General features: G+C 67.3%; 13 protein-coding genes. 6 read left to right on the top strand and 7 right to left on the bottom strand.

Annotation, left to right across the window (positions count from 1 at the left end; genetic code table 11):
* Positions 1 to 13 precede the first annotated feature (13 nt).
* Together ACFPYL_RS06520 and ACFPYL_RS06515 are read left to right on the top strand one after the other, a co-directional pair.
* The gene (locus tag ACFPYL_RS06520) at positions 14 to 622 is read left to right on the top strand and encodes a CapA family protein (RefSeq protein WP_379151944.1); all 609 of its coding nucleotides are present in this window, start codon (positions 14 to 16) and stop codon (positions 620 to 622) included.
* Positions 504 to 1,259 carry a CapA family protein gene (locus ACFPYL_RS06515; RefSeq protein WP_379151941.1) on the top strand — a complete coding sequence of 252 codons (756 nt, stop codon included), beginning with the start codon at positions 504 to 506 and terminating at the stop codon, positions 1,257 to 1,259. Before ACFPYL_RS06520 ends, ACFPYL_RS06515 begins: the two co-directional genes overlap by 119 nt.
* Before the next feature lie 24 nt (positions 1,260 to 1,283).
* On the opposite strand, the gene ACFPYL_RS06510 is transcribed toward ACFPYL_RS06515, so the two are convergent.
* On the bottom strand, positions 1,284 to 2,006 hold the full coding sequence (locus ACFPYL_RS06510; RefSeq protein ID WP_379151940.1) for an SDR family NAD(P)-dependent oxidoreductase: 723 nt from the start codon (positions 2,004 to 2,006) through the stop codon (positions 1,284 to 1,286).
* 275 nt (positions 2,007 to 2,281) lie between these two features.
* Here ACFPYL_RS06510 and ACFPYL_RS06505 point away from each other — a divergent pair, with 275 nt between their 5' ends.
* Positions 2,282 to 4,798 (top strand): BTAD domain-containing putative transcriptional regulator, encoded by a 2,517-nt coding sequence (locus tag ACFPYL_RS06505; RefSeq protein ID WP_379151937.1) that lies wholly within the window; start codon positions 2,282 to 2,284, stop codon positions 4,796 to 4,798.
* A gap of 321 nt (positions 4,799 to 5,119) precedes the next feature.
* On the opposite strand, the gene ACFPYL_RS06500 is transcribed toward ACFPYL_RS06505, so the two are convergent.
* From ACFPYL_RS06500 to ACFPYL_RS06490, 3 genes are all read right to left on the bottom strand, one after another.
* The gene (locus ACFPYL_RS06500; protein ID WP_379151934.1) at positions 5,120 to 6,937 is read right to left on the bottom strand and encodes a hypothetical protein; all 1,818 of its coding nucleotides are present in this window, start codon (positions 6,935 to 6,937) and stop codon (positions 5,120 to 5,122) included.
* 175 nt (positions 6,938 to 7,112) lie between these two features.
* Positions 7,113 to 7,817: a hypothetical protein gene (locus ACFPYL_RS06495; RefSeq protein WP_379151931.1), complete on the bottom strand. Its 705-nt coding sequence runs from the start codon at positions 7,815 to 7,817 to the stop codon at positions 7,113 to 7,115.
* A gap of 137 nt (positions 7,818 to 7,954) precedes the next feature.
* Complete coding sequence (locus ACFPYL_RS06490) at positions 7,955 to 8,461, bottom strand: hypothetical protein (RefSeq protein ID WP_379151929.1); 507 nt, start codon at positions 8,459 to 8,461, stop codon at positions 7,955 to 7,957.
* A gap of 199 nt (positions 8,462 to 8,660) precedes the next feature.
* Between ACFPYL_RS06490 and ACFPYL_RS06485 the strand changes: the two genes are divergently transcribed.
* The 3 genes from ACFPYL_RS06485 (at position 8,661) to ACFPYL_RS06475 (ending at position 12,135) form a co-directional block, all read left to right on the top strand.
* Positions 8,661 to 9,911 (top strand): hypothetical protein, encoded by a 1,251-nt coding sequence (locus tag ACFPYL_RS06485; RefSeq protein ID WP_379151926.1) that lies wholly within the window; start codon positions 8,661 to 8,663, stop codon positions 9,909 to 9,911.
* A 194-nt stretch (positions 9,912 to 10,105) separates the two neighbouring features.
* Positions 10,106 to 10,696, top strand: coding sequence for a hypothetical protein (locus ACFPYL_RS06480; RefSeq protein WP_379151923.1), 591 nt, complete (start codon positions 10,106 to 10,108; stop codon positions 10,694 to 10,696).
* A 269-nt stretch (positions 10,697 to 10,965) separates the two neighbouring features.
* Entirely contained in the window at positions 10,966 to 12,135 is a 1,170-nt protein-coding gene (locus ACFPYL_RS06475; protein WP_379151920.1) for a toprim domain-containing protein, read from the top strand.
* A 558-nt stretch (positions 12,136 to 12,693) separates the two neighbouring features.
* Here ACFPYL_RS06475 and ACFPYL_RS06470 read toward each other — a convergent pair.
* From ACFPYL_RS06470 to ACFPYL_RS06460, 3 genes are all read right to left on the bottom strand, one after another.
* Positions 12,694 to 13,119 carry a hypothetical protein gene (locus ACFPYL_RS06470; RefSeq protein ID WP_379151918.1) on the bottom strand — a complete coding sequence of 142 codons (426 nt, stop codon included), beginning with the start codon at positions 13,117 to 13,119 and terminating at the stop codon, positions 12,694 to 12,696.
* Between the two features lie 197 nt (positions 13,120 to 13,316).
* Positions 13,317 to 13,658, bottom strand: coding sequence for a hypothetical protein (locus ACFPYL_RS06465; protein ID WP_379151915.1), 342 nt, complete (start codon positions 13,656 to 13,658; stop codon positions 13,317 to 13,319).
* Positions 13,659 to 13,729: 71 nt separating this feature from the next.
* A partial coding sequence (locus ACFPYL_RS06460; protein ID WP_379151912.1) for a hypothetical protein occupies positions 13,730 to 14,685 on the bottom strand: 956 nt, incomplete at its 5' end.

Here is a 14,685-nt window from a genome sequence, read left to right as displayed (position 1 = left end):
ACCCAGAGGGCGGATGGCAGCCCACAGTGATCTGTCGTGCACCCTTCCCCCGGATGGTGCGGTGCGCCCGGTGATCGTCGGGCACCGGCGGGCACCGGGGGTGGCAGCGATCGGGATCGCGTTGCTCACCTGCGCGTGCACCACACCTTCCTCCACGACCGGCCGGGCGGACCCTACGACGACCAACCTGACGTGTGCAGATCCGACCCAGACAATCGATGCGAACCCAAGGCCGCGCACAGCGTCGATCGTCATGGGTGGCGACCTGTTGTGGCACAACACCGTGTGGCAGTCCGCCGCAGAGGACCACGTGCGCACCGGACACGGCATGCGCTACGACTGGGACCCGATGTTCGCTGCCCTCAGACCGACGATGCAGTCAGCGGACCTCGCGATCTGTCACACCGAGGTGCCGTTCGCCGCACCCGGCGAGGAGCACGAGAGCTACCCGGTCTTCGCGGCACCACGGTCCATCGCGCCCTGGATCGCGAGCATGGGCTGGGATGCCTGTACCGCCGCCTCCAACCACAGCTGGGCACCAGGGATTCGATGGCGTGACGACCACCGACGACCTGCTCGAGGCGAGCGGGATCGCCCACGCCGGGACCTTCCGCAGCGTTGAGCGCGAACGGCCCGTCATTCTGACGACAGCCGAAGGCGTTCGGATCGGCGTCGTCGCCGCAACGTACGGCCTCAACGGGTTCGTCGTGCCGGAGGAGCAGTGGTGGGCGGTCTCGCAGACCACCGAGATCCGGCACGGCCTGCTCGACCAAGCCGCCCGCGGCCGAGCCGCCGGGGCGGACTTCGTGATCGCGCACGTGCACTGGGGCACCGAGTACGAGCACCTCCCCGACGCGGATCAGGTCGCTCTGGCTGACGTGCTCACGGCCTCGCCGTACGTCGACCTGGTCCTCGGCGAGCACGCCCACGTCGTCCAGCCGATCACCAAGATCAACGGAAAGTGGGTCGTCTTCGGCTTCGGCAACATGGTGGCGCAGAGCGAGGTCGAGCGACCCGCCGCCTACGAAGGCATCACGGTCAAGGTCGACCTCACCGAACAGCCGGAGGGCAGGTGGGCCGTTTCCCGCGCGGCGTACGTTCCGGCCCAGTGGAATCACTACACGCCAGGCCACCCGATCCGCATCGTCGGGGCCGCGGGCGCCCACCTCGAATCGGTCCGTCGAGCCGTTGACGGGTTCGGCGACAACCGAGGGCTCGTCGAGGACCGGCTCAGCCCTTCTGACCGGTCGGGGCGATGAAGGGTGCTGCGGGCGTTTGCGCCATCAGGTGAGGTTGAGGCCTCCGTCGAGCAGGACGACCTCGCCCGTGACGTACGGATTCGCGATGAGGGCGGCCACCAGGTCCGCGACGTCCGCAGGGGTGGCCGGGCGACGCATGGGCGCTCGCGCCAGCCACAGGTCGCGGACGTCGGTCCAGGCTGCGGTCATCGGGGTCTCGACGAGACCAGGGGCGACCGCATTCACCCGGACGTCCGGGCCAAGTGCCACAGCCAGCAGCTTCGTGATGTGGTTGAGGGCCGCCTTGCTGGCGGCGTACGGCACCGACGATCCCTTCGGGCGTACGCCGGCATGGCTCGAGATGTTGACAATGCTCCCTCCGGCCCGCGCAAGGTAGGGCGCGGACGCGGCGGCGACCGACCACGGTGAGATGAGGTTGACCTCCAAGATGCGTCGCCAGACTTCCGGTGTGGCGGCGTCGAGATCGGTGTGCGCAATGGGCCAGCCGATGGCTGCGTTGTTAATCAGCACGTCGAGCCGCCCTAGACCATGGAGCAGCTCAGCGACAGCGGCCCCCGCTGTGCCGGCATCACTCAAGTCCGCCTGTAGGTAGCTACCTCCGAGCTCCGCAGCGATCCTCTCGCCCTCAGATCGACTGCGCCCCGAGTGCACGACCACGTGCATGCCGTCGGCAGCGAGTCGACGGGCGATGCTTTCGCCGATGCCGGAGGTGCTTCCGGTGACCAGCGCGACGTGACGTTCAGCCATGAGGAGACATGCGGCGAGCTTGAGAGCGGGTGAGGCTAGAGCGGGAACAGCCCGCACGGACTGTTGAGATCCTCGGCATGGCTGGAGCCTGCCCCCTGGCGACGGGATGCCGCTGCGATTCGACGGGTGACGGGCCTCCGACGAAGCCTGAAACGTACGACACCCTTCCACTCGGATGGGAGCGCGCAGGGATCCCTCTCCCTGCAACTTCACACAACAGCCTGATGTGGTGACCGGGAGGGTCGTTCGCGATGCGCGCAAGGGAGGTGGCCGCCGTGACTCACCCGCGGGTCGACATCGGGGTGTTGGGCACCAGCACGCTGACGGTCGGCGACCGGTGCACGCCGCTCAGCGCTCATCGCATGCGGAGCCTCCTGGCCGTGCTCGTGCTCGGACACGGAAGGCCGATCCCGGTCGAGAACATCATCGACGCTGTCTGGAGCGGTCGACCTTCACCGTCGGCTCGCAACACTCTCCAGGGCTACGTCGCCCGGATGCGCCGACTGCTCGATCCGCAGCGTCAACCGCACGCCGATTGGAAGTACCTCCAACTCGGGCCGGCGGGCTACCAGCTCACCCTCCCGGCTGACCAGATCGACGTGAGCCGGTTCGACAACGTTGTGACGGTGGTCCAGGAACAGTTGTCCACGCTGCCTGACCTCACCCGACCCGCGCTCTCGGCCGACATGGAGTCTCATGACCGTGCCCAAGCAGCGGTCCTGGACGCGCTGACCCTGTGGCGCGGTGATCCGTTCCACGATCTCGGCGATCACCCGCTGGCCGCTGGTGAACGCCGGCGACTGGAGGAAGCGCGGCTCGACGCCCAGACAGCCGTTGCTGTGCTGGACCTGACCATGGGCCGCGCTCGGAGCGCAGCGGTGGCTCTCGAGGAGCTCGTGGCCGCATGTCCGCTGCGCGAACAGCTGTGGCGGCTGTGGGCCGTCGCACTGGTGCGCTGCGACCGGCAGGCCCACGCACTCGACGTCCTGACGCGGCTGCGTACGACGCTGGCAGTCGAGCTCGGCATCGATCCATCACCCGCGGCGCGTCGACTGCAGCTCGACATCCTGCGCCAGGATCCGAGCATCTTGGGAACCCAACCGATGATGGTTGGTCGCACACTGAAGGACCGCGACCAACCCATGGCCGCGCCCGGGCCCGTGTCGAAGCATGCGACACGATTCGCCCCGAACCGCCTCCCCCTGATCGGCCGCGAGCGCGAGCTGCTGGCGCTCAAGAATGCCGTCCGGGCGACCGTGGACGGCGGCGTCGGCCACTGCGAGGTCGTCGGAGATGCCGGCATGGGCAAGTCCCGCCTCATCGCCGACGTTGTCGGATGGGTCCGCGAGCACCATCTCGCGATCGTCACGTCGGTGCGGAATCCCTCCGCTGGTCAGGCCGTACCGCTGGCGGAGCTGGTCCGCGCGCTGACTTCGCTGGCCGACCGGTCCGGCGTGCCGCTGCCGCCCCAGTCGCTACTCAGTCCTTCGCTCGCAGCCACAGACCTCTGCCCCGGAGCCGAGGCCATCTCGGACTTCTTGCGCAAGGCGTGCGCGATCGCTCCCGTGCTGCTGGTGGTCGAGGATGCCCAGTGGGCTGACACGGCCACGCTCGAGATCCTCGGCTACGTCGCCGAGCGTCTCATCGACGTGCCCTTGATGCTTGTCGTCAGTCGACGCCTCGGCGGCGGCAGCTCAGCAGGCGACGCCCTGACCGTGAGCATGATGCGCTCAGGAGGCGTCGTGCTGCAGCTGCGCGAGTTGCTCCGAGCGGAGGTGGAGCTGCTTGCGACCACCGTCTCCGACTGCATTCTCTCGGAGGCCGAGATCGACGCGCTGCACCAGCGCACCGGCGGCAACCCGCAGTACGTCGTCGAGATACTCCGTGACGGCCGCCCGGTAGACAACCGCCTGCCACCATCCCTAGCCGCCATGATCCGCAGACGCGTCGAGGTGTTGCCTCCCCTCACTTCTGTGGCCCTACAAGTTGCTGCCGTGATGGGCCGCCAGTTCTCGGCGGACGTCGTACTCGCCTATGGCAGCGCGGAGGGCACTGACGTCGCGGAGGGCCTCGAGTCGGCGCGGGCTGCGGGAGTCGTCCATCACCGGTCAGACGGATCCTGGGAGTTCTCCAGTGACGTCGTCCACGACGCCCTCCTAGGGTCCATCCCGCCGTTCGATCTGTCCGGCCTGCATGCGCGGGTTGCCGAGGCAATGCATGCGACCCAGGTCGGATTGGAGAGCCGAGCGGCCGTTCTGCTGCACTGGCGGAACGCCGGCGAGCAGTACACCGGCCGCGCTTGGCGTTCGCTGACGACAGCCGCAGCACGGGCACGGGTACTTCTTCGATATGCCGATGAGGCCGAGCTCCTCGGCGATGCACTCGACTTCCACCGACTGGATCCGGACGGGACCGCAGCCGAACGGTACTGGATGCTGCTGCGTCGCATCTCGGCCTGCCGTCTCGCCTTCGACCCGGATGGCGCGTCGGCGATGGCACAAGAGGCCATCGCGACCGCAGAGGCCCTGGGACGACCCGACCTTGCGGCGCAGGCGGCCACGCTCATGGCTGACCAGCTCGCCGGGCATCCCCCGACGAACGTTCCCGAACTGGTCCACGGTCCTACGGCCCGGCGGCTCTTGCTGCTGGCCGCGATCCAGACCTTCCTGGTCGCTTCGGACGGCGACATCGACGAACTCATGGAGCAGGCGCTCAGCGTCCTCCCTGGTCATCGGAGGATGTCGATGGCGCAGATGACCCGGACTGCGCCGCCGCTGCGGACCGCGACGTAGCGACCTCGTCTCGGACAGACAGCAGCTGGCAGTGCTGCCGACCATCGGTCGGTCGCCTCATGGATGGGAAGCGAAGCGGTGACCAGGGCGAACGCGATCCGTCAGAGAACGACTGCCACAGCGGCGCGGGCCGAGGCGCACCGCCTCCTCCTGGCGCTGCTCTGGCATGGACCACCCCCGCGGTCTCGCCTGAGGTCGATTGATCATGCCGAGTCCGCTGAACTCGTCCTCGTGCGTCCGGGACCGAATCAACCTGACGCACAAGGACGAGCTGGGCCGCTCACGCCGACGCGCGGAGCGGTGACCCGCCAGACGCGTCGCTCAGCGAACGCGCACCTTCACCTTCTTGGAGGTCGACTTGACTCCGGAGGCGCCGGAGTATGTGACGACGTACACGTGCTTGCCGCGCTTCTGCTTGCGCAGCTGCACGACCACCTTGCCTCGCTTCAGCACGCCGCGACCGACGACCTTGCGTCCTGCCTTCACGACGATCTTGCCCGCGACCGCGACCTTGCCCGACGCACCCTGGCGCGACACGGCCACGGTGAGACGGACCTTGCCCTTGCCGAGCACTTTGGCCCTGGTCGACAGCGCAGGCTTGACAGACCCGGCGACCGGTGCCGGCGCCACAGGCGCGGTTTGGGCACTGACCATCTGAACCGTGTTGAAGCCAAGGCGGCGGCTCGTGACGCGCACCGAGATCCGGTGGCCGGCGTCCACTCCGACGAGTCGGTACGACGATCCCGTCGCACTGGCAATGGTCGCTCCATCGCGCAGCCACTGGTAGTCGGTGCTCGTAGCTGCAGGGGTGAAGCTGCCGGGCGTCGCACGGAGGGTTTCGCCGGCCCGGGCAATTCCGGTGATTGCTGGTGTTCCCCTGGCCTCGAAGTCAAGGCCAGTCACCGGTCCCGAGTCGATCACGACCACTGCATCCACGTAGCCGGGGGCTCGATAACTGAAGCGCGTCCGGATCACATGCCCCACGTCTTCGGGGCGCAGCTCGAACTCCAGGTTAGTCGAAATAATGACATCTGGCTGGTCCGCCCAGCTCCACTCGATCGTCACGGGAACCTGCAAGGCATTGGCACCGCGGTCCGCGAAGAGGGTCCAGCGTTGGGACTCGTCCCAGTGCGGAGTGTTCCTGACCGCAGGCTTCGGGTCTACGACACCCATCGCAACTGGAGCGGTCCACCCTGACCAGAGTTCGACGTCGTCGTAGTTGGGCTTGACGTAGCGCACCAGCAGCCGGACTCGATGCCCGGCCGTTTGACCATCGACGGAGAATTCGGACTGATCGCTCAGCGACCGGCCCTGGTCGTCGTACCAGAGAGTCTGCACCAGCGTCCCGCCAGGGAGATCGGTGGTGTCAGGGACTGCAGTCAGCCGCCGGCCAACCTGGGGCGTCCCCTGCACCAGCGGCGTGTCGAAGTCCGGGAACGTGAACGTCGTGACCGGTCCCACGGACGGCGAATCGACGGTCGTCAGCTCGCGACTTCGCAGGTAGGCCTCGACCGACACCCGCACTGGATATCCCGCGGCCTCGGCGGGGACAGTCCAGTCGGGGCCGTCGGAGACCTGGCTGCTCTGGTGCTCGCCGTAGAGCCACACGTAGCGGATGTGCTCGGGCGTGGGGGCGAATGCCACATCGACATGCAGCCTCTCCCCCACTCTCGTCCGACCGCTGATCAATGGAGGTGTGGTGACGTCGAGCGGCCCGTCCGTCACCTCGTAGAAGTACTTCCGAATGCGCTCACGGCCGACCCGGTCGACCGCCGAGAGGTTGATCCAGTGGTCACCGGGTTCGGAGGCCGGGAGGGGTTGACCGGACACGAACCCGTCGCAGAAGTTGATGCCGCTGCCACCGTCGGCGCACGAGTAGGTGAAAGGCACAGCGGACCCGAGCGGAACGGTGGCACCTTCCTGGTTGTCGACCGTGATGGTCGGCGCGGTGAGGTCGATGCCCACGCGGACGCTTCGCTCGGCGGTGTTGCCCTCCACGTCGACGGCACTGACTTGGACGGTCGAAACACCCTCGGAGCTGACCTGGAAGGATCCGGCTCGACTGCCCGAGCTGGTCTGCGCTCCGGTGACTGACCAGCTCAGCACAGGGGTGAACCCTGAGTTGTCGGTGGCAGACACGGTCACCGACGCAGGAGCGTCACGCCACCCCACGCCCGTACCATCGGTCCAGATCGCCGGAGACACAGTCATCGTGATCACGGGCGGTGTCACGTCGGGTAGGTCGTCGCCCCCCGCGGCGAACGCGGGCGCACCGGTAGCGCACAGCGCCAGGACCGTGACGGCGAGGAGCGCTCTACGCATCCGAGGTCCGGGTGACGGCGCTGCGCCCGAGGGCGAGCCAGACGGAAGCAATCGCCCATACCAGGCCAGCAATCCCCGGCGCACCAGGGACGCCGGTGATGAAGACGAAGGCCAGGATCGCGACGAACACTGCGCCGGTGAACGCGCCCAGCGCTCGCGAGACCAGTCGCTCCCGGAACGCCATCCATGCGAGAGCGCCGCCGGCAAGCAGCACCCCGAGCCAGGCGATGTACGGGCTGAAGTCGGTGAGCATGAAGTAGACGAAGGTGCCCTGGTTGTCGTACGTGCTGCCCTCCGGTGCGGAAGGGAGATACCGCGACAGCGCACCCATCCACCCGTAGGCGAGAGTCAGCCCGCCGGCCGAGGCCACGAGCCCGAGCGTGACGACCGCGGCCCCGGTGGAATGCTCGAAGCGCCGCTCCACCCGACGTCGCCACTCGGCGGCGAAGACCAGCAGACACATCACCGAGATGTAGCCGAGGACGACAGCCAGGTGATAGGACCCCACGTCGAGCGTCGGCATGTCGTCGGGAGTGACCGTGTAGCCGTCGGTCTTCGACTCGGCTGGCGGCCGGGCGTTCAGGAACACCGTCGCGATGAAGCCGAGGAGGCCGGCGGGAAGGCCCCACAACGGCCAGAGGGCACGGGTGCGGGTCGACGGCGAAGTCCGCAGGCTGTCGTTGTTGGTCGTGGTCATGGACTGCTTTCTGGATCGTCGGGCCGCGAGGGCTCCGACCGCGGCACCTTGCCGCGCGGGCGAGTGATCTGATCGGGACGGATGGTTCATCTCTCGGCGACGCTGCCGGCCGAGCCGCTGAGCGTCGCTGGTGCGACCTACTCCGTCATGAAGATCAGCCGGTAGAAGCCCTCGGAGGCGGACACGACGAACGCCGTCTCGCCAACCGTGCCACCGAGTGCGAGCGTGGTGTCGTTGTCCGCTCGCTGGGCGCCGTACGACTCCAGAGCCGGCTGGTAGGCCGCGATCACCTCTTCAGGCGTGGCGTCGGTGGCGTACTCAGCCCACTGCTGGCTGCCGTCCTCGTTGCCCTCCGTCACGCACAATGTGGCGTCGAGTGGAGGCTCGGGCCAGTCAGCAGGCATGAGCTCGACTTCGTCCAGGTGCGGCGTGTCGAGCGCCATCGGAAATGCCTTCTTGCACTCCTTCGGGATCTCGGCGAGATCGTCCGAGAGATCCACAGAGCCACCGTCAGCGGCCTTGGTCGTGTCCGCCTTCGGTTCGTCGTCGCTGCCGCCACCGCAAGCGGCGAGCGTGACCAGAAGTAGGCCGCCCGCTGCCAGACGGGCAGCGCGGCGGGCAAGTGGCGGTCGGGAGTTGCGCATGACAGGGTCCTTCCGAGGAACAGGTGTAGCGATGTGTGGTCGGCGCAAGGTTTTCGGTTCGGACGGCCCGGCCACGAGGGACCGATGACCTGGACCGGTCGGGTCGATGCATGGCTGGGTGCGACGGCCCGGGTCTGCCCTGGACATCAAGGACTGCCGACCCTGGGCGTCAGGACGCCGACTCGACGATCGTGTGTCCATGTTGCGTCTCTTGGGCCGTGCGCTCCCCGTTGCCTCCCTGATCATCGCGTCGCTGACCGTTGTCGGCGGCGTCTCTCCTTCGACTGCCGCTGCCTCGGGCCCGGGCACGATCGTCTACGTCAAGGGACACGACGTGTATGTCGCGCTCCCCGATGGAACCGGAGAACGACGGCTGACTACGAACGGCAGCGCTGCGGCGCCGTGGGTGTCGCCGGACGGCGACGACAACGGCATCGTTGTTGCGGCCCGCGGCACCGTCGTCTACCGCATGAACCAATGGGGCCAGGTGCTCAACTCCTTCGACCCACCCGACTCGGCGGACACCGCCGGAGACCCAATTGGCGGCGCCATTACGCACGTCGCGATCAGCGCTGATGGTCGCAGGGTCGCCTACACCTACCAGCACTACACCTGCCCACCACTTCTGTCTTGCAAGACCCGGTGGATCACGGCGGTCAGCGCTGCCGATCACCTGACGAACCCAGGCGAGTTCGGACCTACGCCCTTCGACAATCCGACCTGGGTCTCGGGATCCCGACTACTGGTCAACGGTCGAGATGCCGACGGCATCCAGGCATTCGACCTCGGAGTCCGGACCAGCTCGTGGTTCAACGACGGTGATGGCACCGGCTACTACACGGGCCCGGTCACGGAACCGGCGCTGGCACGGACCGGCGAGTCGTTCGCGGCGGTCTACAAGAGCGCGATCGTCACCTATGCCATGTCCGGCGATGTGCGAAGCGGGACGTTGCCTGACTCTCCGTCGCCTCGTTGCGGCATCAGCTCGCCTGGTGACATCTCTGGTCCGACGTTCGCACCCGACGGCGCCGCGCTCGCCTGGCAGGAGCCGGACGGCGTCTGGACGAAGCAGGCGCCTCTGGACTGCTCTGTGCAGCCTGAGCTGGTCATCCCCGGCGCTTCCCAGCCCGCCTGGACCGCCGCGGCGCTGCAGCGCACCCGGCCACCCGAGCCGAAGCCGATTGCTCTCGACCTGAAGCAGAAGCCAGCGATCAAGGGCACGGCGCGGGTCGGAAAGCGCCTGAACGCTTCCTCCGGCCGATGGAGTCCCGCACCCGGCAAGGTCGCCTACCAGTGGCTGCGCAACGGAAAGGCGATCAAGCGGGCGACCAAGTCGTCGTACCGGCCCGTTCGGACCGACCGTGGGCGCCATGTCAGCGTGCGGGTCACCGTCAGCAGGTCCGGTTTCGCCCGGTCGACGGCGATCAGCAAGGCGATCCGGATCCGCTAGCTTGATGTCGAGGCAGCCATAGCTGCGGCGTACTCGCTGCGTGATCGCGAAGGCCTCCGGCCGAGATGTGTTGCTACACGGCCCCACATCTCGCAACCGGAGGTCTTCGTGTCTGGCGGAAACATCCAAATGCTCTGAATGATCTACAACGTCACTCCCGTCGCGCTCCCATCAACGCTCGGCATCGTGTCACCATGAAGATCGCCGCCACCAAGTCTCCCGTCCGCATCCTGACCGGTGTCGCCGTCGTCACCATCGCCCTGGTTCTTGGCGGCGCTGGGGGTGCCACGGCTGGCCGACTCATCACCGGCAAGCAGATCAAGGACAACACAGTCGCCTCCGCCGACATCAAGAACAAGACGATCACAACGACGGATCTTGCCTCGGCGACGATCACGGCGCTCGCAGGGAAGCCCGGCGCTGCCGGCGCCCAGGGCCCGGCCGGCGAAACCGGACCGGTCGGAGCGCGCGGCCCCGTCGGAGCCAACGGCATGACAGACGTGACGATGCGGTCCCAGAACATCACCTTGACGACTGGCGAGCAGACGGTCGACGTCTATTGCGCACCCGACGAGCGCGCCGTCAGTTCTGCCCATCAGACACTTACGACCAATGGCGCGAAGCCAGTGATCACGAGCAGCTACCCGATCCGTCCAGACGGCGAAGCCGCGACAGCCTCGACAGGTCCGATTCCGGCGGGGAGCGGCTGGCGGACGACGCTGGCGAACTATGCAGCAGGGACGACCGTTACAGCCAGCATCGCCGTCGTGTGTGCTGCGGACTGAGGGTTGGCACGTTAGCTGGAGCACCCGGCTGCCGATGATCCGTGGCGCTCGCCCGGCCGAGCGCCGTGAGTGGGTGACGTCGTGGAGCTGGTCCGGGCGGCGACCGGGACCGCCCGCGCGAGGCCGCAACGATTCCCGAGCAGAGCGGACCTATCACAGTGAACCCTGCCGCGAGCGTTGACGTGGGGCCGGATGATCGGGGGGCGACCCCGGGTGGCTCTTACGAGGCTCCTGACCTTGAGCGAACCTCGGCGGAGCGAGTGCTGGCCGTGAACGCCGAGGCCTGGCGCTACCTCACGCTCTCGAAGCTCGCCGAGCGAGCGCGCGCGTACGTGGTCTACCGCGGTGTCGACGTCTCGGGGCTGGAGATCCTGGAGGACACTGTCGGCGGGCCGCTGGTCGGGCACACTCCGAAGTCTCCGACGGGCCTGGTCGACCAGCTGCGCCGGGCCGGGTTCACCGAGGACGAGATGGTCGACGCCGGCTGGGCGGCACGCCGCACCGGGGACGTCCCGGCCGCCGGCGTGATCATCGATCGCTTCCGCGCCCGGGTCATGGTGCCCTTCCGGACCGGGACCGGTGAGGTCGTCGGTGTGGCCGCCCGTGCGGTGTCGTGGGCGGAGGGTGATCGTCGCCCGAAGTACCTCAACCACCCCCGCACGGTCGTCTTCGACAGGTCCGAGGTCCTGTATCGGCCGACCGAGCACCAAGTGGACCGACGAGGCTCCGCTGTCGTGGTCGAGGGAACTCTGGATGCGTTGGCGATCGCGGCCGCCGCGGCGGCCGCCGGAATGTCCGAGCACTTCGCGCCAGTGAGCCAGTCCGGGCTCAATCTCACGCGGGCAGTTGCGCAACGGGTGGCCGCGATCTCAGCGCGCCCACCGATCGTGTGCGGTGACCCGGACCCTTCCGGACAGGCGGCTACGGCCCGGTGGGCGACCTCGACGATGACCGGGCTGCACCGTGAGGTCCTGGCCGTCACGCTCCCGGCCGGGATGGACCCCTTGGACTGGCTGCGCCGCGAGGGGCCTGTCGGCCTGTTGGCGTTCTCCAGCTACGGCCTAATCGACGACGGCCGCACCGCCCCGCCGCGGCCGCGCTCTGCCGGCGCTCTGGTAGCGACACGCGAGCTCGACGCTGCCCTGGACGCAGCTCAGCCAGCCACCAGGTGTGCGGTGGAGCATGAGGCCGCCTGCGCCGTCGTCGGACGTCTGAGACAGCTCACCGCGCACGTGTCGGGGGAAGCGGCGCAACGTCGGTTCGCTCATGCGGCCGCCGCCGTCCTCGCCGAGCGCGTCGCCGGCCGACCGCTGGGATGGTACGTCGACCAGATCGCAGGCTCGTCGACCACATCCTCTATGGGCATCTCAGGCATCAGGCCATCTGGCGAGGCCGGAGTCGTCCCGCAGCGACTAGGCAGGTCCTGTCCTTTTGCCTGACTGACTGCTGACCCGTGAGGTACTGACCTGCTGAGCCCCCACACACGAGACTGAGCATGGCGATGACGATCGCGAAAACTATCAGGACGATGACCGTCTGCTGCAGTCGCGTGCTGGCGACAGCCTTCTGCAGCTCCGCCGACGCGCGGAGTTCTCGCGGGTGTTGCTGGGCTCGGCGCGGACCTCCTCTTTGCGGCGTGCCAAGTCCGCGCGCACTTCGGCGATGAAGTTGCGGGGCGCCCTGTCGCGTATTGCGTCATCACAGGCGCAGTCACCAAATGCGCTGAAGGCTTCGATGAGGTCCGAGGCGTGTCGACCATCTTGGCGATGTCGGACGTGACCGCGGTTGCGTCGAGGTCGCCAGTCGGGAGATACTTGGTGAGCGGGCGTCTCGAGAGGCGCTTGCGAACCTCCGTCCCATCTTTGTGCGGTCGCGGAACGCGGCGAGGTCGCGGCACAGGATTGGCCCGCCTGGCGAGTCTCAGGCACCCCGTCGACCCGGCTCCTGCGCCGCAACCGATCGGCAGGTCTCTCCCCGAACCATGCTCGGCGCGCCACTCAGGGTGTCAGCAGGCGCACGCCGGTCCCGCCCGTGCGATCCACGCACTCGGTGAGCTTGTTGGCTGCGTCGTTGGAATCCAGAAGATCAGCGAAGTCTGTACCGGTGTCGTAGACGCCGCCTCCGCCATGAAACTGTCGTCCGGCGATTGCCTTGCTTCCATCTGTGAGCACGACGCCCTGGGCGTCCTGGTCCCATCGTGTTCCGTGGAGCCAGAAGATTGCGTCGTCTCCGATCTGTAGACAGCCATCTTTGAGGACGAGACGTCCACGCATGTCCGCTGCCGGTGTCGACTCCCAATCGCCAGCCGCGGTGATGACCGGACCGGCGTCATTTGATGGCTTGCCTGAATCGGAGTCCTCTGATTCGCAACTTGCGAATACCGTGAGAGGCAGTGTACCGACGGCGCATCGTTCCGAGCCCATCGCTTCTCCTAACCTGGTTACGCCGGAGAGTGTCGTCGGCACGATCGGCCTGACGCAGGTTGGACGTCGTCAGCAGAGATCGGGTTCCGTCTCGCTTGTTGGCGAGCGGCACGCGCAGATTCGGGGTGCCGGCGAATTGCTGCGGCAGAACGACGGACCAGTCTTCGCAGACCCCCATCACACCCCAGCGAGAGACACTACAGCCGACGAGGGCCTCGCGCGCGTTCGCTTCTCAGCCGTCCGAGCAGGTCGACCAGCTCATGCATCGCCAGGTCGTGGCGTGCCCAGTCAAGTCCCTCAACGCGCTCCAGTGCAAGGTCACCTGGCAGCCTCGCACCTATCGCGAGCGTGTACAGGGTGTCTTCGACCTCGAAGTCGATGGCCCAGACCTGCGCGGCGTACATCTCACCCGTTGCCGTTCGGAGGACCACAGGCTCGCGATGTTCGAGACCACGGTTCAAACCGGTCTCATGGTGGTGCACGGTCAGCTTGGCCATGCCCCGGACGACGACGGACGCGTCCACTTCGACGATCTCCACTATTGTCCTCCACGGCGCAGAAGGCGAGGCTGCCTCCGAGTGAGAGGCCGCCTCGCCTTCTGGGATGAGTGCTACTTGACCTTGACCTTGTACGCCTTGGTCGAGGCCAGGACGCTCGCAGACCCGAGATAGCGCACGGTGAACTTCTGCCGCCCCTTCTTGAGCTTCTTGGTCTTGATCGTGACCGTGACGGTCTTGCCGACCTTCTTGACGGTGGCGGTGCCGACGACCTTGATCTTGGTCTTCGTCTTCTTGCCCTTCTTCACCTTCACGGTCTGCAGGACCTGGATCTTGCCCGCGACAACAGCCGTCGAGGTCACGGTGGCGGTCACCTTGAGCCGGTGACGCTTGGCCTTCTTGAACTTGGCCTTCACCGCGGAACTTGCCTTCGCGACGGCGTAGGTCACGGACTCGCTCTGCGATGGCAGAGTTGTCGCACTTCCTGCGTACCGCAGCACGACGCTGTGCGTACCGACCTTCGTGATCGGAAGTGCGACCTTGATCGGTGCAGTGCCGACGGGCCTCGTCACGAAGACCGTGCCATCGACGACCACCGAGACTTCGCCGTCTGCCGCAGAGCCGCCAGTAACCGCAACCGTGGCCGTGGCCGTCACTGCGAGCCCGCCGGCCGTGGTCTTGACCCGGTCCAGCTCCAGCTTCGTCGTCGTGACGAACTTCTTGACCACGACCTTGACCTGCAGCGTCGACGCAACCGTGTTGACGTCGCCGACGTATCCGAAGTCCAGCGTGTGCGTCCCCGGCGCCAGCGCCGCGAGCGGGAACGTCGCCTTGCCCTGGACCAACCCGAGGGTCGTCAACACCTTGCCCGCCTCACTGACCGTGACTTCTCCGCTGGCGACCACCGTGGAGCCCACCGTGGACACTGCGACCGGGACGCTGACGCTGTTGTCAACCTCGCCGTTCGGGAGCGTGGCTGTGATCGCAGTGTCGGCCTTGACCACCGCGTAGGACAGCTGCGCGCTGCTCGACGAGTTCAGGGTGCCGCTACCCAGGTAGACCGCCTGGA

The sequence above is a fragment of the Nocardioides hankookensis genome (assembly GCF_042658885.1).
Lineage (GTDB): Bacteria > Actinomycetota > Actinomycetes > Propionibacteriales > Nocardioidaceae > Nocardioides > Nocardioides hankookensis.
This window is presented reverse-complemented; position numbering and strand designations above follow the sequence as displayed.